This window comes from Ruegeria sp. CJ9 (assembly GCF_056536625.1).
Window position 1 is genome coordinate 1 of the sequence record NZ_JBQFPY010000011.1, and the last position, 21,252, is coordinate 21,252.

Below are 21,252 nucleotides of genomic sequence, written 5' to 3' on the forward strand. Positions count from 1 at the left end.
GTCAATCTATCGCTTTTTCGATCGGCGCCTCACTAACAACTTTCAAAACAAACGTCCCGAAACAATCCGCCAAAAAAAATATCCACAAAACACCTTGTGGCAATTCTGCAATTGAAGAGTTAACGGCAGTGTGGCCGGGCCAGCTAGCGTTGCAGGCCACCCTTGAATTTAAGGAAATGCGCCTAGGGGGTCTGCGGGCGCAGATCTGTGGCAAGCCTCTGAAAAAGCAAATTTTATCTGCACGTTTATAGAATTTTTTTCAGCAATGACATTCTCACCTCCGAACGGGTGTGATAGCGTCCGGCCAAGACTTGTTTTAGGAGATTCATGATGATCAGAGCGACCGTGTTGGTTCTGGCCCTTTCAACCACAAGCGCCTTTGGGCAGGACGCGACCGACGGGACGACCCCGGAGCCTGTCGATCCTACTCGTGTAGCCCCATTGGACGATGCGGCGGCTGCAGCTGCGGCTGAAGGCGTGACTGGTTTTGTACCTCTTGTCGCGCCCGCACTTGGCGTGGCTGCGGCCGCAGTAGGTGTGGCTGCTTCGGGCGGCGGTGGCGGCGGGTCGTCAAACAGCACCACAAGCACAGTGGGCACCAACTGATCCGCTGTTCAAACAAACGAATAGTAGTGCGCCAATACGGCGCGCTGTCACCGGGAAAACCACTGCGGCAGTCTTTAGTTTTTAGATTGGTGTAATGTGTCGTGACACCGGAATTATCCTTTAGACACCTGCTTACAAACTTTTATGCCAGACACACGTAAAACGTGTGTCGTGCCGCTTTGCCCTATGGCGGCAAAACATGAGCTTTGGGCCTAAGCGCTTGACCATACCCCAACCTTAGAAACACGACCGAAACTGTCTGAGATACAGTCATGTTCCCATGGGACATGGATGAAAAAATTGACTGAACAGTAAAAAAATGCTGCCATCCTGCCAGACAGGAGAGTGTTATGACAAAAACAATATTTTCAAGAAGAGTACTGCTGGCCGCTGTGGCGGCTGCCTCAACCCTATTCTCCGCCGGTCTGGCGGCGGCGGAAACCGTCAAGGTCGCGGCGATTTATACCTTGCCGGTGGAACAGCAATGGATCAGCCGCATACACAAGGCCCTAAACACCGCAGCCGAGCGTGGTGACATCGAATACGTGTTCTCGGAAAATGTGGCGAACACAGATTATGAACGTGTGATGCGCGAATATGCCGAACAGGGCGCACAGCTGGTTGTGGGCGAGGTGTTTGGCCTGGAACGCGCCGCGCGCAAGGTGGCTAAGGATTATCCCGACACCGCCTTTTTGATGGGGTCTTCCTTTGGGCCGGTGGCGCCCAATTTCTCGGTCTTCGACAACTGGATTCACGAACCGTCTTACCTGACTGGCATGGTGGCAGGGGCTGCCACGGAATCGAACGTGATCGGCATGGTCGGTGGATATGCCATCCCCGAGGTGAACCGCCTGATGAACGCCTTCATGGATGGCGCGCGCGAAGTGAACCCGGATGTCACCTTCCTCGTGACCTTCATCGACAGCTGGTATGATCCGCCCAAGGCCAAGGAAAGCGCCATCGCGATGATGGATGCGGGGGCGGATATCATGTACGCGGAACGCTTTGGTGTCTCGGATGCGGCGGTTGAGCGTGGTGTAAAGGCCGTAGGCAACGTCATCGACACGTCGGGCGACTACCCCGGCACGATCATGGCCTCAGCCCTGTGGCATATGGAGCCGACCATCGACAAGGCCATCGCCAATGTTGCGGGCGGCTCGTTCGAGGCTGCGGATTACGGCCAGTACAGCTTTATGGGTTATGGCGGCGGGTCAATGGTTCTGGATGAGGAACTGGTACCCGCCGAGGTTCTTGAGGCGGTGAATGCCCGTCAGGCCGAGATTCTTGATGGTCTGTTCCGGGTGAATGTCAACGATGACCGCCCGGTCTCGGATAACTGATACTGCTCGGGCCGGTTCAGCAACTGGCCCGTGTTTCCAATGACAGACTCCACGGTTCTGAAACTCAACGGGCTGAGCAAACGCTTTGGTCCCGTCGTCGCCAATGACGATGTCAGCCTGATCCTGGACAAGGGCGAGGTTCTGGCATTGCTGGGCGAGAACGGCGCGGGCAAGACCACGCTGATGAATATGTTATTCGGGCATTATTTGCCCGATTCAGGGTCTATCGACGTTGCTGACGAGGCGGGTGTTCTGCAGCCCTTGCCATTGGGTCACCCGCAGGTGGCGCTGGCCGCAGGCGTGGGCATGGTGCATCAGCATTTCACGCTGGCCGAGAATATCTCGGCCCTGGATAATATCACGTTGGGCTCGGAACCCCTGCTTGCACTAAGCCGCAATCGGCAGGAAGCCCGGGAAAAGATTCAGGCTATTATTGATCGAAGTGGCCTGACCGCGCCGCTGGATACGCCCGTGGGACGTCTGTCTGTGGGTGAACGGCAGCGGGTTGAAATCCTGAAAGCCCTGTATCGGCAGGCGCGAATTTTGGTACTGGACGAACCCACCGCCGTGCTGACCCCGCAAGAGGCCGACACATTGTTCGAAAACATCCGTATGATGACGGATGAGGGGCTGTCGGTCATTTTCATCAGCCACAAGCTGCGCGAGGTTCTGGCCTTTTCTGATCGGATCGCGGTGCTGCGCCACGGGCGCAAAGTTGGTGAGATGGCTACATCCGAAGCGGATGAGAAATCTATCGCCCGAATGATGGTCGGGGCGGATAAGCCGGAACTTGCCGGGGGCACCATGGCGCCGGGCGTTCCGGTACTCAGCCTGTCCGGCGTGTCAGTCCCTGGCCGGTCCAAGCGCGATACGCTCAGTTCTGTAGATCTAACTGTACATGCGCATGAAATCCTCGGGATCGCTGGGGTTTCGGGCAACGGACAAAGCGGGTTGGCCAATGTGATCTCTGGTCTCGTTCAGCCAGAACAGGGTCTAATAAAGGTGGATGGAGTTGAAATCGGCACGCTCAACCCCGCGGCGATGATACGGGCGGGCGTGGGTCGTATCCCCGAAGATCGCCACCACGAAGGCATCGTTGGCGCGATGAGCGTGGCTGAAAACATGGTGATCGAGCGATTGGGTGACAGCGACGTGCAATCGCGCGGCCTGCTGCGACGTGAGGCGATCGAAGAGAACGCCGCGCGCCTTGCAAAGGCTTATGACGTGCGTGGGCCGGGTGTCGAAGCCCCGGCGCGGTTGCTGTCGGGTGGCAATATACAAAAGCTTATTCTGGCGCGGGTATTTGATCGGGCACCGCGTTTGATCCTGGCCAATCAACCGACGCGTGGTCTGGACATGGGGGCTGCTGCCGAGGTCGGACGCCGCCTGCTTGAGGCGCGCGCGCGCGGAGCCGGAGTAGTTCTGATCTCAGAAGATCTTGATGAAATTCTGGGTTTGGCCGACCGCATCGTGGTGATCCGCGATGGCGAATTGCACGAGGCCCCCGGCCGCGACCGCGAACAGATCGGGCTGATGATGGCAGGAGAACCGGCATGATCCGCATAGAACCGCGCCAGACTCAGTCGCGGGCCTTTACCCTGGGTGTTCCAATCCTGTCCGCCATAATTGCACTGGGGTTTGCCGCCATTCCATTGCTGGCCGCGGGGGCGAACCCTATTCTGGCGTATCAAGAGATGTTTCGCGGCGTATTTGGTTCTGTTTTCGCATTTTCCGAGGTGCTGACGCGCGCCACGCCACTGATCTTTACCGGTCTGGCCGCCGCTTTGGCGTTCCGCGCCAAGCTGTGGAATATCGGGGCCGAAGGGCAGCTGTATCTGGGTGCGATGGCGGCTGTGGCGGTTGGGTCGGGGGTGCTGGATGTCCATGGTATCTTGTTATTACCGCTGATCGTCGTGCTGGGTGCTGCAGCGGGCGCGGCGGGGATGGTTGCCCCGACCTATCTGAAAATCCGTTTTGGCGCGGATGAGGTGGTGACTACGTTGCTGTTGAATTTCATCATTCTGATCTTTGTGCAGATGATGCTGGAAGGGGCCCTACAGGACCCAATGAGCCTGGGATGGCCGCAATCCGCCCCTATCCTGGATCAGGGTATGTTGCCGCCTTTGATCGAGCGGATGCGGGTGCATTCAGGGTTGATTGTGGCTCTGATACTGGCCGGATTGGCGCAATTCATGCTGGCCCGATCGGTTTGGGGATTCCGTTTGCGGGCGGTGGGGGAAAACGCTGCTGCTGCGCGCCATGCCGGGATCAACGTAAACCGCTCGCTGTTTGGCGTGGCCATCTTGTCTGGTGGCCTTGCGGGGCTGGCCGGGGTCAGCGAGGTCGCCGGACTCAAGGGGTATCTGACCTCGGACCTGTCGCCGGGCTTTGGCTATACCGGCATCGTGGTCGCCATGTTGGCGGGGCTGTCACCTGTGGGCGTGGTGATCGCCGCGTTGTTCATCGCATCCGTGTTCGTAGGGGCTGACAGTATGAGCCGCGCAATGGGCGTGTCGTCTTTTCTGGCCGATCTGGTGGTGTCGGTTTCGTTGCTTTGCGTGTTGGTTGGTGGGTTCTTTGCCCGCTACCGGATCGTTCGGGCCAGCACGTCAGGGGGCACGTCATGATGGATATCCTTAATATCATGCTCTCCGAAAGCTTCTGGGCCGCGTCCTTGCGCATCGCTACGCCGCTGATCTTTGGCGTGCTGGGTGCGTTGATTTGCGAACGGGCGGGCGTGCTGAACCTCGGGATCGAGGGGATATTTGTCGTCGGAGCGATGTGCGGCTGGATGGCCGTCTGGTTGGGCGCGGGGCTGTGGGGCGGCGTGCTGGTCGCGGCGCTGGCCGGGGCCTTTTTTGGCCTATTGCACGCGATCCTAACGGTGCCTCTGGGTCTGTCGCAACATGTCTCGGGGCTGGGGATCACTCTGTTTGCAACCTCCGTCAGTTATTACACCTATCGCACCGCATTGCCGAACGTGTCGTCACCGCCGCGGATCGAGCCATTTCAACCGCTGGATTTGCCCGTACTGTCAGATCTACCCTTTTTAGGGACTGTTTTGTTCCAGCAAACCGCACTGACATGGCTGGCTCTGCTCATGGTGGCGGTGGTCTGGTATGTGATGAACCGCACCGCCCTGGGCGTGGCCATTCAGGCGGTTGGAGACAACCCGGACAGTGTCGATGCACAGGGCCTATCGGTTTACGGGCTGCGGATCGGGGCCATTGTCGCGGGCTCGGCCTTGATGGCTTTGGGCGGGGCTTTCCTCACGATGAGCGCCTTTGATGCCTTCTTCTTCGGCATGGTCAACGGGCGCGGCTGGGTTTGCATCGCGCTGGTAATCTTTGCCAGTTGGCGGCCTGGAAAGGCGCTGTTGGGCGCGTTGTTGTTCGGGGCCTTTGATGCGTTGCAGGTGCGGCTGCAAACCGAGATCGGCGCGCTGGTGCCAGGTCAGGTATTCCTGATGGCCCCTTATATCCTCTCGATCATCGCCCTTGTGGTTGCGGCGCGGTCGGCGGATTATCCGCGTGCATTGCTCACCCCCTGGTTCAAGGGCCAACGATAGGAAACGTCATGTTCGATCTGATCGTCAAGAATGCCACCCTGACCGATGGCCAGACTGGCATTGATATTGCCTGCGCGGATGGCAAGATCGCCGCGATTGAATCCGGGATCACAGCCGAAGCTGGCGAAGTAATCGATGCGGGTGGCCAATTGGTTTCTCCCCCTTTTGTTGACCCGCATTTTCATATGGATGCGACTCTATCGCTGGGTAATCCGCGCATGAATGTCTCGGGCACATTGCTGGAAGGTATCGCGCTGTGGGGAGAGCTGAAGCCGATCCAAACGGTCGAGGACATCGTTGCGCGTGCAATGCGGTATTGCGAGCTGGCCGTGGCCAAGGGGATTGGCGCGATCCGCAGCCATGTGGATACCTGCGATGATGAGCTGAAGGGTGTTGAAGCCCTGCTGCAAGTGCGCGAGCAGGTGAAGGACCACCTGGATCTGCAACTGGTTGCCTTTCCGCAGGACGGTGTTCTGCGCGACCCTACCGCGATGCAGAACACGATCCGCGCGCTAGATATGGGTGTGGATGTGGTGGGCGGTATTCCGCATTTCGAACGCACCATGGCGGACGGGGCCGACTCTGTACGTCAGCTTTGCGAAATCGCGGCCCAACGTGGCTTGATGGTCGACATACATTGTGACGAAAGCGATGACCCGCAAAGCCGCCATATCGAGACGTTGGCCTATGAAACCCAACGATTGGGTCTAAACGGACGGGTGGCGGGGTCGCATCTGACCTCAATGCATTCGATGGACAACTACTATGTATCGAAACTGATCCCTCTGATGGTCGAAGCCGGGGTACATGCAATCCCAAACCCGTTGATCAACATTATGCTTCAGGGCCGCCACGACACGTATCCCAAACGCCGCGGCCAGACCCGCGTGCGCGAATTACGCGATGCGGGGATCACCGTGGGGTTCGGATCGGATTGCATGATGGACCCGTGGTATTCGCTGGGTAAGGCCGACATGTTGGACGTGGCCTTTATGGGGCTGCATGTGGGCCAGCTGTCCAGCCGGGCTGATATGGCATGGTGTTTTGATGCGGTGACCGAAAACTCGGCCCGGATCATGGGGTTGCAGGGGTACGGCGTGGCCAAGGGTTGCGACGCGAATTTCGTTCTGCTGCAGGCCAGCGACAAGATCGAGGCGATCCGCCTGCGCGCCCATCGTCTGACCGTGGTGCGCAAAGGCCGGGTTATCGCCCGGTCGAATCCGGTGATCCATGATCTGACCTTGCCCAGCGGGCAGACATCTCTGGATGAGGCACGCGTGCCATTCATAAGCTGAAATCTGACAAGGCCACACGGTGTTACAGGTTTGAACGCGGCAAATCTCGATAAGCTCATCCTGAATCTCTGCGGTCAGATGCTCCTGTTTCGTGCATATGGGCGTACATAAACATTAAATTCGTTAACCATTGCAGACTCAGACGGGTCTGCTGTGCTAGGTCTGTGACTGAAGTTGGGGGCTTCAGAGGGGCGACATGTCTCAGGACCTTAGGGACTGGCTAAGCGCACTTGGACTATCTGACTATGCGCAAGCCTTTTTGGATAACAAAATTGATTTCGCAATTTTGCCCGATCTGACGGGCGAAGACCTGATCGAAATCGGAGTGACCGCTGTCGGAGACCGCCGCAGGCTGCTGCGCGCGATTGCTGAGCTTGAGACTGTCGAAACCGTTCAACCCTATGAGCCCGAAACCCCGCTGGAGCCCGCCAGGCGGCAAGTCACAGTCATGTTCGCCGACCTAACCGGCTTTACCCGCCTGACCAGCGAGTTGGACGCCGAGGACATGCATGAACTGCTGAACGCGTTTTTTGCCAAGGTGGATCATGTGGTCGAAAAATTCGGTGGTCGGATCGACAAGCATATCGGGGACGCGGTGATGGCGGTGTTTGGAGCGCCGATATCGCACACCAACGATACCGAGCGGGCCGCGCGGGCGGCGCTGGAAATCCATGCAGTGCTGCCCGCTTTGAACCCGCCTCTGTCGTGTCACATCGGCATCGCGTCGGGTCAGGTGATCGCCAGCACAACCGGCAGTCAGGCGCATACAGAATACACGGTGACGGGCGACGGCGTTAATCTGGCGTCGCGCATCACCGATATGGCGACGCCGGGTGATACTTTGGTGTCCCATGACATTCAGCGCGCGTTAGGGCCGCTTTTTGTCGGCGAGTCGCTGGGTGAAAAGCCGATCAAGGGGCTGAGCGAACCGGTCGAACTGTGGCGGCTGGATCGAATGGCGCGCAACATCCGGTCACGCCGGCACCGATTTGTCGGTCGCGAGCGCGAGATGTCGCTGTTCTCGGCCACGTTCGATCGCTGCCAGCAGCACGGCAAAGGTGAGGTGCATATCGTTCTGGGCGAGCCGGGCATCGGCAAGACTCATCTGTCCGAACAGGTTGCCGAAATGGCTGCGGAGCTCGGATACTCGATCCACAACGGCGTGGTCATGGATTTCGGCGCGCGTGAGGGGCATTCGGCCATCCAGTCCGTTGCCCGCAGCATTCTGGGGCTGCAACCGACGGATGACGCTGCCACCGGTGCTGCAATGGCGCAGGATGCGGTGACCAAGGGCTGGGTGTCGCCGTCTAACGTGGCACATCTGAACGCGCTTTTGGAACTGGAGCAGGACCCTGGCCTGGCCGAAGTTTATGCTGTGATGGATAACACCACCCGCCAACGCGGAAGGCGGCAAGTGATCGACGAGCTGATCGCGGCACGCAGTCGTGACGCGCCGATGCTCATCCAGATCGAGGATATCCACTGGGCCGCCCCCGAAATTCTGACCGCCTGCGCCCATATTGCCGCGACCACGCGCGATTTGCCTTGTGTACTGTTGATGACCAGCCGGGTCGAGGGCGATCCGATCAACCGTGAATGGCAAATGGGCACCGAAGGCGCGCTGATCTCGAAGCTGGAACTGGCGCCGATGGCGGATGAGCAGGCCCGACAGCTGGTTCAGGAGTTCACCGGCGTGGACCCCGAACTGCTGGATGCCTGCGTAAAGCGCGCCGGGGGCAACCCGCTGTTTCTGGAACAGCTCTTGCGCAATATCGATGTGCTGAAACGCGAATCCGTGCCGGGCAGCATTCAGGGAATCGTGCAGTCGCGGCTGGATGCGCTGGACCGGCGCAGTCGGGCCGCGATTCAGGCGGCCTCGGTGTTGGGTCAGAGGTTCTCGCCCGAGGTGCTGAACTATGTCTTGGGTGAAGGGCATCTGGACACTTCGACCCTGATCCGGTCCGCCCTGATCCGTGAGGCGGGAACCGATCTGATGTTTGCCCACGCGCTGATCCGCGACGGGTCTTATGCGACGCTGGTGAAATCCGAACGCGCGCGGCTGCATCGTCAGGCCGCGAAATGGTTCGAGGATCGCGATGCCACCCTGCGGGCGCAACATCTGGATCGGGCAGGTGCCACCAATGCGGCACAAGCGTATCTGGAAGCTGCCGAGAAATTGATTCAGGCGTTCCAGTTTGATGATGCCAGCCCGCTGATCGAACGGGCCTTGGAATTGCCCGCGCCATCCGGGGTACGGTTCGATCTGTTTTGCGCGCGCGGTGAAACCCACCGTTTGCAGGGCCTGTCGGATGACGCCTTGCGCGAATTCAAAGAAGCGGCCGATCTGGCTGAAACGGATGAACAGACCGCCCGCGCCCATATCGGGTTGGCGCAGGCCGCACGGCAGGCCAGTTTGTACAAAGACGCATTGCAAAGCCTGGGTACGGCCGAGATAGCTGCAGAGCGGTGTGGATCGGAACGCGATATTGCCCAGATCAACTATGTCCGTGGCAATGTGTATTTTCCTCTGGGTCGGGTCGAGGACGCCCTGCAAAGCAATGAAAAGGCTCTAACACTGGCCAGAAAGCTGGAATCGGCGCGGCTTGAGGTCGGTGCGCTCAGCGGTTTCGGCGATGCGAATTTCATGAACGCGACCATGCAGACCGCCACGGGGTTCTATACGCAGGCGGTGGAACGGGCACGAGAAAAGGGGTTAGTGCGTGATCTGGCAGCGAACCTGCACAACCTCAGCGTGGCGCGCAGCTATACCGGCGATGTGGCGCAGGGCAAGCTGGATGCACAAGAGGCCATCGAGGTGTCCCAGAAGTATTTTGCCTTTGTGCCGGAATGCGTGGCCCAGACCTGCCTAGGCGTTGCGCATACGTTTTTGGGTGAGCTGGATCGGGCGCTGGAGACCTTCGCAGTTTCGGCCGAAATTGCCAGCCGCGTAGGCGCAAAGCGGCTTGAGGCGCAGGCATTGGAGCATCTGGCCCGCACACAGGTTTACGCCGGGCAGATGGACGATGCTCGGGAAACCGGTCAGCGGGCTGTCGATATTGCGCTCGAACATGGTCGGAATTTCGTGGGGCCCAAGGCGTTGTCGGCGCTGGCCATGGCGGAAACAGACCCTAATAAACAGGATCAGCACCTGAAACTGGGCGCCCAGATCATTGCCGAGGGTTGCGTTGGCCACAGCCACCTGCATTTTTATCCCGATGCCAGCGCCGTCATGCTGGCACGGCAGGAATGGGACCGGGCGACTGAATATGCGGACGCATTGGCAAAATTCACCGCCGAGGAACCCCTGCCAATGGTCGACCTGTCGATACAGCACACCAGGGTTCTGGCCGCGTGCGGGGGCTGGGGCATTCCCATGTCAGCACATGAAGATTTCGAAGCGCTGGGCGCGCGCTTTTCCGAGATGGGCATCACGCAATCTCTGGTCGGGCGGTTGAATTGAGCGGGCGAGGGGCTGAATGAGCATCGAAAAGAAGGTTTGGCTGATTTCCGGTGCCCTGACGCTTGCTCTGGCCGTCGTGCTGTTCAAACTTTTGGTCGCGCTGAACCATTTTGAGGGCGACCCGACGCAATTGCCAGATGAGGCCTCAGTCGATGAGTATCTGCAAAAGCTGGACAATTTGCCCGACTATCGGGTCAAAACCGGCATCTTCATCAAATCCTTCAGCTTTACCGGCGCCAGCGACGTGCGCGTGAGCGGCTACGTCTGGCAACATTTCGAAGACGGCGTACATGACGCGATCAAGCCAACCGAAAAAGAGATCGGGTTCATCCTGCCCGAGGCCGTCGATGCCGCGAATGGCGTAATCGAAGAGGCCTATAGGATGGATCAGGACGGCGTGACCCTGATTGGCTGGTATTTTGAACAGACCCTGCGGCAGAGCTTTGACTACACCAGCTATCCGTTCGACCATAAAACCGTCTGGGTCCGGTTTTGGCCCGGTGAGTTTGATGTAAATGTGGCTCTAATTCCTGACTTTTCGTCCTATCCCGCCACCGGGCCGGATGATATTTTTGGCATAGATCCTCGCATCGTCATGGGCACGTGGGAGCGTGAGAACACCTATTTCGACTATCGCTTGTCCGATCTGGATACAACGCTGGGAATTGGCGAAAACGAGTTCCAGACCAATCTGCCGGAACTGCACTATAACTTCGTCATCAAGCGCAATTTCGGGAACGCTTTCATTGTCCACATGATCCCGTTGATCGTGGTGACGATGCTGCTGTTCGGTGCGGTAATGACGGTGACCCGCCGCCCCGAATTGGTCGAACGGCATGATTTCAGTACCTCCAGCGTGATCGGCACATGCTCGGTCTTGTTTTTCGTGATCCTGCTGGCCCATGTACAGCTGCGTGAAGGCTTTGCCGGATCGCCGGTGATCTACATGGAGTCGTTCTTTTTCCTGATGTATTTTCTGTTGCTGGCGGTCTCCGTGAACACCTACTTGTTTGCATCCGAGGCTGTGCCGTCCCTGCGGCTTATCCATTACAAGGACAACCTGTACCCAAAGGCCGCTTTCTGGCCTTTTGTCCTTCTGTGCATGGTGGCGATCACGGGCTACAACCTCAGCCTCAAGGCCGGACCCGAGGTTGAGGCCGTGATCGAAACCCACAATTAGGCTGTCGGTTGAAACCCCGGTTTTGGCGTACCGGTGGCCATATCCAGCGTGTATTCCGCCACGATCCCGGATGTGCCTTGTTCCCATTCATCCAGATACTTGGTGGGATGCGCGATCACATAGGTATAGGCGGGTTTTTTGACGCCGTTGATCAACACGTTGATCCGTTTGCGGACATAGACATTCTCAGGCGAGTTGGGGCCGTGATAGCCTTCAAGCTTGTCCAACTCTTTCATCCCGGTGGATGAGACGCGATAGACCTCGCCCCGCACCGCCTTGCCGCGCCCTTTCTGGTCGACCAGCGTGGCCATACGGTGCAGGAAGCCGCAGTTCGGATTGTCGCAGAACGGCTCGTGCGGCACGATCAGGGGCATGCGTTGCCGGGTGATCGCCTCGCCCACAAAATCATCCAGCACCTCGGCATGGGCATCGTGATTGGGAAAGCCTTTCTTCAACGATCCGTAGGTGAAGTAGAGATGGGTCTTTTCACGGTCTTCTATCAGATCGTCTTCGTCCTCATCCTCAAGCTCAGTCAGAGTGTGAGTATTGGCCCAATCGTCCAGCATCGCCTGGATTTCGTCCGAGACTTTGGCGTCTCTGGCGTTTTTGGGACTCTGCAGGAACTGGATGCACGAACTGGCGTCGATCCCATCAGCTGCCAGCAGGATTTTCACCATCTCGACCGAGTTGTTCATTACCGCCACATGCAGGCTGGTAAAGCCGTGGTCATTGCTGGCGTTGACGTTGATGCCACGGTCGATCAGCGCCTGTGCCGCCTCAAGGTCGGGCTTGCCCAGATCCATCCCGCTCTCGTTCATCTCGCCTTCGCCGCCTGCCGCGTAGTGCAACAGGGTGTCGCCGTTGCTGTCATCAACGATATCAATTCCAGCCATACCGTTGTCGATGGCCTGAAATACACGGCCCCATTGCGCGAATTCATCCGAGGCGGCGGCCTCTTGCGCCCATTTGCAGATGTTGTGTTCTTGATCGGCCAGTTCCTCGAAGGCCTCGTCCAGAACCTCCATGATCTGATCCGGAGTCGCCATCATACCGATGCCCATCATGCCGTTGGACAGCCGCCCCTTGCGCGGCCCGACCAGATCAATACCCAGATCGCGCAGTTTTTCGACATTGTTCTGGGTGGTGACGTTGTTCCACATATTGGTGTTGCAAGCGGGGCAGAGGATCACCGGTTTGTTCCGGTATTGCCACGCCACAAAGACCGAGGTCAGCAGGTTGTCGGCAATTCCGTTGGCGATCTTGCCCATTGTGTTGCAGGTCACCGGCGCCACGATTACGCAATCGGCCCAGTCACACAGCGCCAGATGCGAGGCGCGCAGGGGCATTCCAAACTCGATATAGCGAAAGTTCCACTCGTCATCGTCGCGGTAATAGTCGTTATGGGTGATGCATCGCTCGATCCGTTCGGCGCCGAAATCGCGAAAGAACCTCTCGGCCGAGACCGAGGGGATCAGTTTCACGTTGTGCCCGGCTTTTGTGATCCGTTCCACCAGTTCCGGCACCTTGTCGGCTGCCGATGATCCGCAGGCGCACAGCAATACGTTGCGCTTTTCGGTCGGCGCATCGGTCAACCCGCCCTTGGGATAACCAAAGATGTTCTTGTCCAGGCTGGGGGATTCATGGCGCAGCAGAACCGGTAGACCGGCTTTGTGTACCCGTTCCTGCAACCGACCTTTCAGGATCATATCGACAATGTCCGACCGCCTGCCCAGGCATTCGCTCTGGAAAAACAGGTAAGGCGGTTTTTCCTTACCGGTCAGCACATTCAGTTGCCGCCGGATCTTCATCACATTGGCCCCGTGGCCTTCAATGTCGATCAGCTTGATGCTGGTGATGCCGATATTGGACAGGATACTACGCAGCATATAGGACCACGGGTCCTCATCGGCGTAAAACAGCACAAGCGGGTTGGTCGCGACAATGCGGGCCACGTCGGTGGGGTCTTCTGGGGGGTCGTGTTCCTCGATCACCAGCATCGCTGGGTTTTTCAAATCACGCAGGCCGCGGAAGATATGCCCGCGCGGGGCCTGCCACACCTGCGAGGTCGCGGGGCTCATATCCACCACGGTCACCAGATCGGTATCCTCGTCATAGGCGATGCAGAGGCACCAGAATTCCTCAAGCAAGGCCGTTTCACGATAGACGTTCTCGGGCGGACGGATGACTTCAAACCCCAGCACGCGGTTAAAGTCGATGTTGATCATCAGGTGCCGATCATCATCGCTGTTGAGCAAGCGCAAATGATCTTGGAACCATTTTTCGGGTGTTATCTCCTCGGGGTTAGGTCGCAAGGCATAACTGTGGAACGTGCTGCCCAGATGCACATCGGGCGATTGGCTCAGGTACCGCTGCGCAAGGCTGTGCATTTCCTTTGCGGTGGAGACACGGCTCAAGGCTTCGGTGTAATCGGTTTGCGTGGCAATCAGCAGCTTGTCTTCATCGACCTGCTCATCCCCAAGGATCGCCAGGCTTTCGGCCAGCACCCCCAACGAGTTCATATTCGGGCTGGCCCGCCGGAACAGATTGCGGCGTTTCTTGGGGTCTTTGGCCAGATACAACGTGCTGTCCACATAGTTGCAGTCCTGCTGCAGGGTCTGCAGGTTGGTCTTAACAGCCTCACGCGCTGAGAATCGCAGGATGCCCCGTGATCGCATCGAGGTTCCGTCGCGATCCGACATTCCGGCCCACAGCCGGTCGATGGTGGTGACCCACAGCTTGCCGTATTTCTCGGGGTGGACGTCCATCATATGCACCAGCCCGGTGCTGGGATTGCACTTGGCGATGATGGCAAAGTGGCCCCCCGGCATGGTCGGTTTGCCATGGGCGACACCGACCTGAAAATTTGCCACCAGGATGTCGTTGTCCCCACCCAGCCGGTTGGATTCGTCGATCGCCTTCAGCAAAATTTCGACCGAGGTCGTGGCCTCGTCCATGAAATAGGCCTGAACCTGCACCTTGTCGCGCAGGCCCTGCGTGTGGATGAAGGTGCAGGCGACGTCGTAAAGCTCACCCAGTGAAATACCATCATTGACCACGAAGGAGGTAGGCAGGGCACATTCGCGAAAGATATCGTTGACCTCGCAACTGAACCCCAGCGCCGACATGCTCAGCGCCGCTGCCGTAACGCTGCAGCAATTGATGGGTTGCTGAAAGTTCTGCAAATGCACGCTGACCAGATCACCGAACAGGGTGTCATAGCAGGCTTCGCGGATGTCCGTCGGAATTTCCAGCCAGTGATTGCTGGACAAATAAGCCAACTTGGTGCCGGGCGTGGCCAAGGCTTCGAGGCTGACGGGAATATCAAAGATCTCAAGATGTTCCTCGTAGAAATAGTCGCCCGCATCGGCCTTTGCCAGAACCGTCTCGTCCTGTCGCAAATGCACCTCGCCCCCCAGCACCACATACATGCCCTGCGATGGCAGGATCGTATCCTCAGCCACCTCGAAACACTCGAAATGCAGTTGGATTACGGTTGGATCATCTGCGGGCAGAACTTCTTGTATCAGCGCCCATTCGGATTCGGTTGGATGATAGGAAATAGTGTTTTCAATCGGGTCTTTAGGCACGTCTGTTCCCCCCTGAACTAAAGCCGTGAATGTCGTCAAAGAACCAGTGCTGCGTCTTGTGGCATGTGTCAGGCGTCTTATGGTCAAACAGAAATAAAGGACCGGCCCGACGGTTAATCTGCACTGGCCGGGCCAACAGAATGCGCACGTTCAGCGCGAACAAATGGGCCCAATTGCGCGTACCGTATCGCATTTGGACACAAAAATCACCGATGTTGTTGATTTGACTATACGAGTTCGGATTGTAGCTTTTGCCGCCCGCTTCCTGTCAGTCATGGCTTTGACATTATGTCGAAATTACCGTCGTAATGACGTAACTTTCCGCGTTTTCGTCAAGAATACCCCTGCGGATCGAACAGCCCACCCCTCATACTTTTCTTAAACGAAAGAGGAGGCGCGTTTTGAGCTGGAACATTTGTGTCATAGGGGCAGGTAAGATCGGTCAGATGATCGCCAGCCTGCTGCAAGCATCGTCGAATTACTCGGTCACCGTTGCCGACCGCGATCTGGCGGCGTTATCGGTGCTTAATAAACAGGGGATTGCGACCCGGCAGATCGATGTGGGGGATGAGGCACAACTGACCCAAGGACTGTCTGGGTTTGATGCCGTAATCTCAGCTGCTCCGTTCTTTTTGACGCCGAAGATTGCCAAGGCGGCCAAGACCGCCGGGGCACACTACTTTGACCTGACCGAAGACGTTGCAGCCACCAATGCGGTGCGCGAATTGGCCGAAGACAGCGATACCGCCTTCATGCCGCAATGCGGTCTGGCTCCGGGCTTCGTTGGCATTGCTGGCGCGTCGCTGGCGGCCGAATTTGATGAGCTGGACAGCCTGCACATGCGGGTTGGGGCTTTGCCGCTCTATCCGACCAACGCAATGAAATACAATCTGACCTGGTCGACCGACGGGCTGATCAACGAGTACTGCAACCCCTGCGATGCCATCGTGAATGGCGAGCGCGTGAAAACCGCGCCGCTGGAAGATTACGAAGTGCTGGGCCATGACGGGGTGGAATACGAATGCTTCAACACCTCCGGCGGATTGGGCACGCTGCCCGAAACGCTTGAGGGTAAGGCGCGGGCGGTATCCTATCGCTCGATCCGCTATCCCGGCCATTGCGATATCCTGAAGCTGCTGCTCAAGGATCTGGGATTGGAGCGCCGCCGCGACCTGCTGAAGGACATCTTCGAGACCGCGCTGCCGCGCACCGATCAGGATGTGGTGCTGGTCTATTGCACTGCCAAGGGCCTGATTGACGGTGCGCTGCGCGAGAAATCCCTGATCAACAAAAGCTTTGCCCGCACCCTCAATGGACAGGTCTGGAGCGCCATTCAGGTCACCACCGCCGCAGGCGTTCTGGGCGTGGTCGACCTGATGCGCACCGGGGGACTGCCCGCAAAAGGATTTATCCGGCAGGAACAGGTGAACCTGTCCGATTTCCTCAACACTGAATTTGGCCGACTCTATCGCGCCGGCGACGTAACTGAACAGAACAAGGCGGCCTGAGATATGAAAGACATCGTGATGACTGCGCAAACCACCCTGGCAAATCTGGACCTGACCGAGGCCGAACTGACCGGCGGCACGCTCAAGGTGACCTCGCCGATTGACGGTAGCCTGCTGGCCGAGGTGCATGAGACCCCAGCTTCCGACATGGAGGCCATCCTTGCCCGTTCGAAAATGGCCTTCAAGGCATGGCGCACCGTGCCCGCGCCGCGCCGGGGAGAGTTGATCCGTCTGCTGGGCGAGGAATTGCGCGCCGCCAAGGGCGATCTGGGCGCGCTGGTCAGCTGGGAGGCTGGCAAGATCACCTCGGAAGGTCTGGGCGAAGTGCAGGAGATGATCGACATCTGCGATTTTGCCGTTGGCCTGTCGCGCCAGCTATACGGTCTGACCATTGCCTCGGAACGGCCCGGCCACCGGATGATGGAGACATGGCACCCGGCGGGTCCGGTGGGCGTAATCTCGGCCTTCAACTTCCCCGTCGCAGTCTGGTCGTGGAACGCAGCGCTTGCGCTGGTGTGTGGCGATCCGGTGATCTGGAAGCCGTCCGAGAAGTCCCCGCTGACGGCAATGGCCTGTCAGAAAATCTTTGAACGTGCACTGGCCCGGTTCGGCGACGCGCCCGAAGGCTTGTTGCAAACCCTGATCGGCGGCGCCGCGCTGGGCGAGACGCTGGTGGCCAGCGAGGATGTGCCGGTGATCTCGGCCACGGGTTCAACCCGTATGGGCCGCGCAGTGGCCCCCATCGTGGCGCAGCGGTTTGGCAAGTGCATTCTGGAACTGGGCGGCAACAACGCAATGATTGTCGGTCCGTCGGCTGACTTGGAAATGGCAGTGCGGGCGATTGTCTTTTCGGCTGTGGGCACCGCAGGTCAGCGTTGTACCACACTGCGCCGTCTGATTGTGCATAACTCGATCCGTGAAGAATTGGTGAGCCGTTTGAAAAAGGCCTACGCTGGTTTGCCCATTGGCAACCCGCTGGCTGAAGGCACCTTGATTGGCCCGCTGATCGACGAAGCCTCGGGTGCGGCCATGACCGCAGCCCTGAAAGCTGCAGAAGCCGAAGGCGGCACCGTATTCGGCGGCAACCGTGTGACCGAAGGCGTGCCTGCCGGGGTCTATATGGCACCCGCCATCGTCGAAATGCCCGGCCAAAGCGATGTGGTGAAGACCGAAACCTTTGCTCCGATCCTCTATGTCATGGGTTATGACGATTTTGACGATGCGATCGAGATTCAGAATGACGTACCGCAAGGTCTGTCGTCGTGCGTGTTCACCCTGAACATGCGTGAGGCCGAGCAGTTTTTGACCGCAGCCGGGTCGGATTGCGGAATTGCCAACGTAAATATCGGACCTTCGGGTGCCGAGATCGGTGGCGCATTTGGCGGCGAGAAGGAAACCGGTGGCGGGCGCGAAAGCGGCTCGGACGCCTGGAAGGCCTATATGCGGCGTCAGACCAATACGGTGAACTACTCAGCCGAACTGCCGCTGGCCCAAGGCGTCAAGTTCGACATCTGATTGACCCTTCCGGCGGCATCGGCAGGTGCCGCCGGATCAGTCTGCAAACAGATAATCCAGTCTCATCACGGCCTGCGCCTTGTCTTCTGGGACATTCAGAAATTCAGCCATTACCTCTTCGTTTTTAGCCCGCGTATTGGCCTCGCGGATACGCAAGTATCCTTCGAACCCCGCACCCCGGATCAACTCGGATTCATAGGCCAGCGAATTGCGCAAGGCCGGCACAAGGCGCGCCACGGTTTCCGATGGGCTGTTTTCTCCGGCCAGACCGACCCGCCGCGCATGGCCGATCAGGTAATCGTCAGAATAGTCGCATTCGATCTCAAGAACCCGGGTCCTGACCTGGTCCGAGCAGAAATCCTGAATGATATCCAGATTTGCCGGGTCCACACACAGTACTAGCTTGTCGGTCTGGAAATGATCGAACAACATCCGCACGACCGCGCGCCGGTGGCGGGAGCGCTTGGTTAGCGTCGTCTCGATACCGCCAAGATTAGGCAGCAGGGTGTCTTCTTCATTGAACAGGTATTCGACACAAGGAATGTCAGTCTCGGACGTGATCTGATCGACCAGACGCTTGGCCACGTGCCATTTTTTGCACGCAATTAGATATAGTTCGCGTTCGGGACCCAAGGTATTCCCGGCCTCCCAAAAGCGCTGCCCAAAGCGGCGGCCAACGCGCCCGCGCCCGGTTAGAAACCCATAGAGGTTCCGCCCTTCATCCGAGATTTGGAACTCGACCCCTTCGCTGGCATAGAGCTGGCCCAGCCTCTCTTTCAACTCATGCGCCTCGGGGCTGATCTTGCGGGCAAACATGTAATCCTGCCCCAGCAGCATGTCGTAGTGATCGTTGTAAAAGGTCACCGGCATCCCGTAATCCGAGAACATTAGGAAAGTGGGGGTGCGGTTCTCAATCTCTTCCTTGGGGATCAGATGGCGGACTAGGGTCTGGAAAAATGTCTCATCCGGGATCCAGGTGGTCGAGAAAAAGCGGACCACATCCGGGCGCTGTTGCAGGAGCTCAAGGATCATCTCGACCGTGCGGCGGCGCAGGCACCACCACTGACTGCCGATCATAACTTGGATGTCTGCGGGGATATCGCGCGTCAGGTCAAAGCGTTTTTGTAGGTTGTATGCGGCATAGAACCGTTTGCTCTGGGTGCGTTCGTTGAAGAAATGACGGTAAATTAGCCGGTCTTCCTTCATACCGGTTTTGATCCAGTTGCTGGCAAAGAAATCGTGGCTTTCCACAAAGTCCTTGTCGTTTTCGTCCAGAAACCAATGGATGTACTCGGCGGTTTTGATCGCCATGCAATCGCCAGACAGCATGTAGAAATGGGTGACCCGTGGAAACGCATCCACCGCAGCCTGCACGGCATTCAGGGTCGCCTGCACCAAAGACCACTCGCCCCAGCCGCATTTGATGCGCTTGGCGGCAAAAGCCACATTTGGATTATCTTTCAACGCGCTGCGAATACGGTCATAGGCCACCGCGCTGGCGCGCGCGTCAAAATGGATGGCCATGCAGTCGCCTGCGGCTGTCAGTTGCTCGGCCTGCGCGATGATTGCGTCAGGGTCCTTGTGGCACAATAGAATATAGGCAATTTTTGCCATATTGCGTCTGTAACGTCCGTTTCTGCCTGTTTGCTCTCTGATACTGAGGATGAGCGATTGAATAAACAGAATATTTTTGGTTCTTTATGAGCCTAGGCGGGCGCGTGTGGTTATTTTGACCCGCTGAGGAGGCATTGCAGATGGGTTTTCCCGGTACATGGATGACCGAGAGTGAAAGTATGGTGTACCGTGTTGTGCCGAAATGTGCGTGCTCGACCATCGGGCAGATTATGTACTACTCGGACCACGGTCGGTTTTTCGACGGCGATATTCATGACGCCAAGGACGGTATGCACAAATGGGCCTTTGCCGACAGCCAGGCCCGGATTTCCGGCAATATTCGTAAACACGCCTCATACTCTTTTACCTGTGTGCGCAATCCGTACACCCGGATACTCAGCTCCTTCTTCGACAAGATTTGCGGTATTCAGCGCAATGGCAGCCGGTATCGGGGTAATCTGGTCCCGACGCTGATCTATAATTACGGAATCGAAGTGGGCGGCGATGATGGCAAGGGTGAGTTCGACCAGATCGCCAGTTTTCGCCGCTTTTTGCTGTTTGCGCGGGATACGATCCGCTGGCGCCGACCGATGGATCCGGACATTCACTGGTCGGCCGTGTCAGGGCATGTCTCGACTTTCATCGTAAATGGTGGACGCTACGACCGCATTTTCTGGACCGAGAAATTCAATGACGGAATGCAGGGGGTGTTGGACAATCTGGACACACCTCACGCGATCAGCCTTTCAGATATTCCACGGTTCAACGAATCCGAAGGGCATGGCCCCAAACGTGCGCATCCGGTCGAGGATTATTTCGACGACCTGTCCATGCATTTGGTCTACGAAATCTACAAACAGGATTTCGAACTGTTCCGATACGATTTTGAGAACCCGGCGAATAAGATGCCGATCGGTGAGATTGATCTGGACGAAGTTCACGCCAAACTAGGCGATTGACTTGCCATAAGGCAGGCACTTCCGCCTGTCGTCAATGTCTCTGACGAGACATCTCCTCTAGTTGGGCCCGGCGCTGCGCACTGCGCGGCGCCGGGCCCAAGGCCGAACGTAGCATCGGCGTAGCCGATGGTGCGGGTCGGGCGCGGGAGGCTGTCTGAGATGATTCAGGTAGCGATCAGTTCGCGTTTCAGACCGATCGGGTACAAATTTGGTCCGCAATCCGTATCGAGTTCACTGAGGTCGCGCCAACTGGCTCTGCACATGAGTCCATTGTCCTCGGCAAAGGTGATCGCATGTTTTGGTAGGGCAGATGGATTTGATAGAGTCACTTCTGTGGCGAAAATTATCTCATGCCCCAGTTGGCCTTCGTGGCGATAAATGTTCTCCAAAACCAAAGGCGCGCCGGAAATCTGAATGTCAACGCCAAGCTCTTCGTGAAATTCGCGTTTCAGCGCGTCCTGCCAAGTTTCGCCGAACTCAACTGTACCGCCAAGCGGACGGACACCTTTCAGATTGCCACTGTCGTCATGGACGTCGGCGACCAAGAGACTGGGACCTCTCCATAGCAAGCCGATCGCCTTGACCCGAATGCCTTGATACGGACGCCAAATCGTCATCAG

15 protein-coding genes are annotated in these 21,252 nt (G+C 57.8%); 12 read left to right on the forward strand and 3 right to left on the reverse strand.

The window, feature by feature from the left end; translation table 11 throughout:
- The 9 genes from ACR0AJ_RS18475 to ACR0AJ_RS18515 form a co-directional block, all read left to right on the forward strand.
- The coding region (locus ACR0AJ_RS18475) for a hypothetical protein (protein WP_480741561.1) at positions 1-251 on the forward strand (251 nt) is incomplete at its 5' end.
- Positions 252-330: 79 nt separating this feature from the next.
- The gene (locus tag ACR0AJ_RS18480; protein WP_480663455.1) at positions 331-606 is read left to right on the forward strand and encodes a hypothetical protein; all 276 of its coding nucleotides are present in this window, start codon (positions 331-333) and stop codon (positions 604-606) included.
- Positions 607-956: 350 nt separating this feature from the next.
- Positions 957-1,946, forward strand: coding sequence for a BMP family protein (locus tag ACR0AJ_RS18485; RefSeq protein ID WP_170379376.1), 990 nt, complete (start codon positions 957-959; stop codon positions 1,944-1,946).
- A 39-nt stretch (positions 1,947-1,985) separates the two neighbouring features.
- The gene (locus tag ACR0AJ_RS18490) at positions 1,986-3,503 is read left to right on the forward strand and encodes an ABC transporter ATP-binding protein (RefSeq protein ID WP_480741563.1); all 1,518 of its coding nucleotides are present in this window, start codon (positions 1,986-1,988) and stop codon (positions 3,501-3,503) included.
- A complete protein-coding gene (locus ACR0AJ_RS18495; RefSeq protein ID WP_170351834.1) occupies positions 3,500-4,573 on the forward strand; it encodes an ABC transporter permease in 1,074 nt (357 codons plus the stop codon). Before ACR0AJ_RS18490 ends, ACR0AJ_RS18495 begins: the two co-directional genes overlap by 4 nt.
- The gene (locus ACR0AJ_RS18500) at positions 4,573-5,514 is read left to right on the forward strand and encodes an ABC transporter permease (protein ID WP_480741623.1); all 942 of its coding nucleotides are present in this window, start codon (positions 4,573-4,575) and stop codon (positions 5,512-5,514) included. The genes ACR0AJ_RS18495 and ACR0AJ_RS18500 overlap by 1 nt, the downstream gene beginning before the upstream one ends.
- An 8-nt stretch (positions 5,515-5,522) precedes the next feature.
- Positions 5,523-6,809, forward strand: a complete 1,287-nt coding sequence (locus ACR0AJ_RS18505; RefSeq protein ID WP_170351835.1) for an amidohydrolase family protein — start codon at positions 5,523-5,525, stop codon at positions 6,807-6,809.
- 196 nt (positions 6,810-7,005) lie between these two features.
- Complete coding sequence (locus ACR0AJ_RS18510; protein WP_480741565.1) at positions 7,006-10,269, forward strand: adenylate/guanylate cyclase domain-containing protein; 3,264 nt, start codon at positions 7,006-7,008, stop codon at positions 10,267-10,269.
- A 16-nt stretch (positions 10,270-10,285) separates the two neighbouring features.
- Positions 10,286-11,449 (forward strand): hypothetical protein, encoded by a 1,164-nt coding sequence (locus ACR0AJ_RS18515; RefSeq protein WP_480649130.1) that lies wholly within the window; start codon positions 10,286-10,288, stop codon positions 11,447-11,449.
- On the opposite strand, the gene ACR0AJ_RS18520 is transcribed toward ACR0AJ_RS18515, so the two are convergent.
- A complete protein-coding gene (locus tag ACR0AJ_RS18520) occupies positions 11,446-15,036 on the reverse strand; it encodes a flavoprotein (protein WP_480649132.1) in 3,591 nt (1,196 codons plus the stop codon). The two genes, ACR0AJ_RS18515 and ACR0AJ_RS18520, sit on opposite strands and share 4 nt — an antisense overlap.
- A 401-nt stretch (positions 15,037-15,437) precedes the next feature.
- Between ACR0AJ_RS18520 and ACR0AJ_RS18525 the strand changes: the two genes are divergently transcribed.
- On the forward strand, positions 15,438-16,544 hold the full coding sequence (locus tag ACR0AJ_RS18525; protein ID WP_170361843.1) for a saccharopine dehydrogenase family protein: 1,107 nt from the start codon (positions 15,438-15,440) through the stop codon (positions 16,542-16,544).
- A 3-nt stretch (positions 16,545-16,547) separates the two neighbouring features.
- A complete protein-coding gene (amaB, locus tag ACR0AJ_RS18530; protein WP_480638544.1) occupies positions 16,548-18,059 on the forward strand; it encodes an L-piperidine-6-carboxylate dehydrogenase in 1,512 nt (503 codons plus the stop codon).
- Positions 18,060-18,095: 36 nt separating this feature from the next.
- On the opposite strand, the gene ACR0AJ_RS18535 is transcribed toward amaB, so the two are convergent.
- Positions 18,096-19,673, reverse strand: coding sequence for a DUF5928 domain-containing protein (locus ACR0AJ_RS18535; protein ID WP_170351841.1), 1,578 nt, complete (start codon positions 19,671-19,673; stop codon positions 18,096-18,098).
- A gap of 140 nt (positions 19,674-19,813) precedes the next feature.
- Here ACR0AJ_RS18535 and ACR0AJ_RS18540 point away from each other — a divergent pair, with 140 nt between their 5' ends.
- On the forward strand, positions 19,814-20,632 hold the full coding sequence (locus ACR0AJ_RS18540; protein ID WP_170351842.1) for a sulfotransferase family protein: 819 nt from the start codon (positions 19,814-19,816) through the stop codon (positions 20,630-20,632).
- A 164-nt stretch (positions 20,633-20,796) separates the two neighbouring features.
- On the opposite strand, the gene ACR0AJ_RS18545 is transcribed toward ACR0AJ_RS18540, so the two are convergent.
- Positions 20,797-21,249: an NUDIX hydrolase gene (locus ACR0AJ_RS18545; protein ID WP_170351843.1), complete on the reverse strand. Its 453-nt coding sequence runs from the start codon at positions 21,247-21,249 to the stop codon at positions 20,797-20,799.
- Positions 21,250-21,252: the final 3 nt, after the last annotated feature.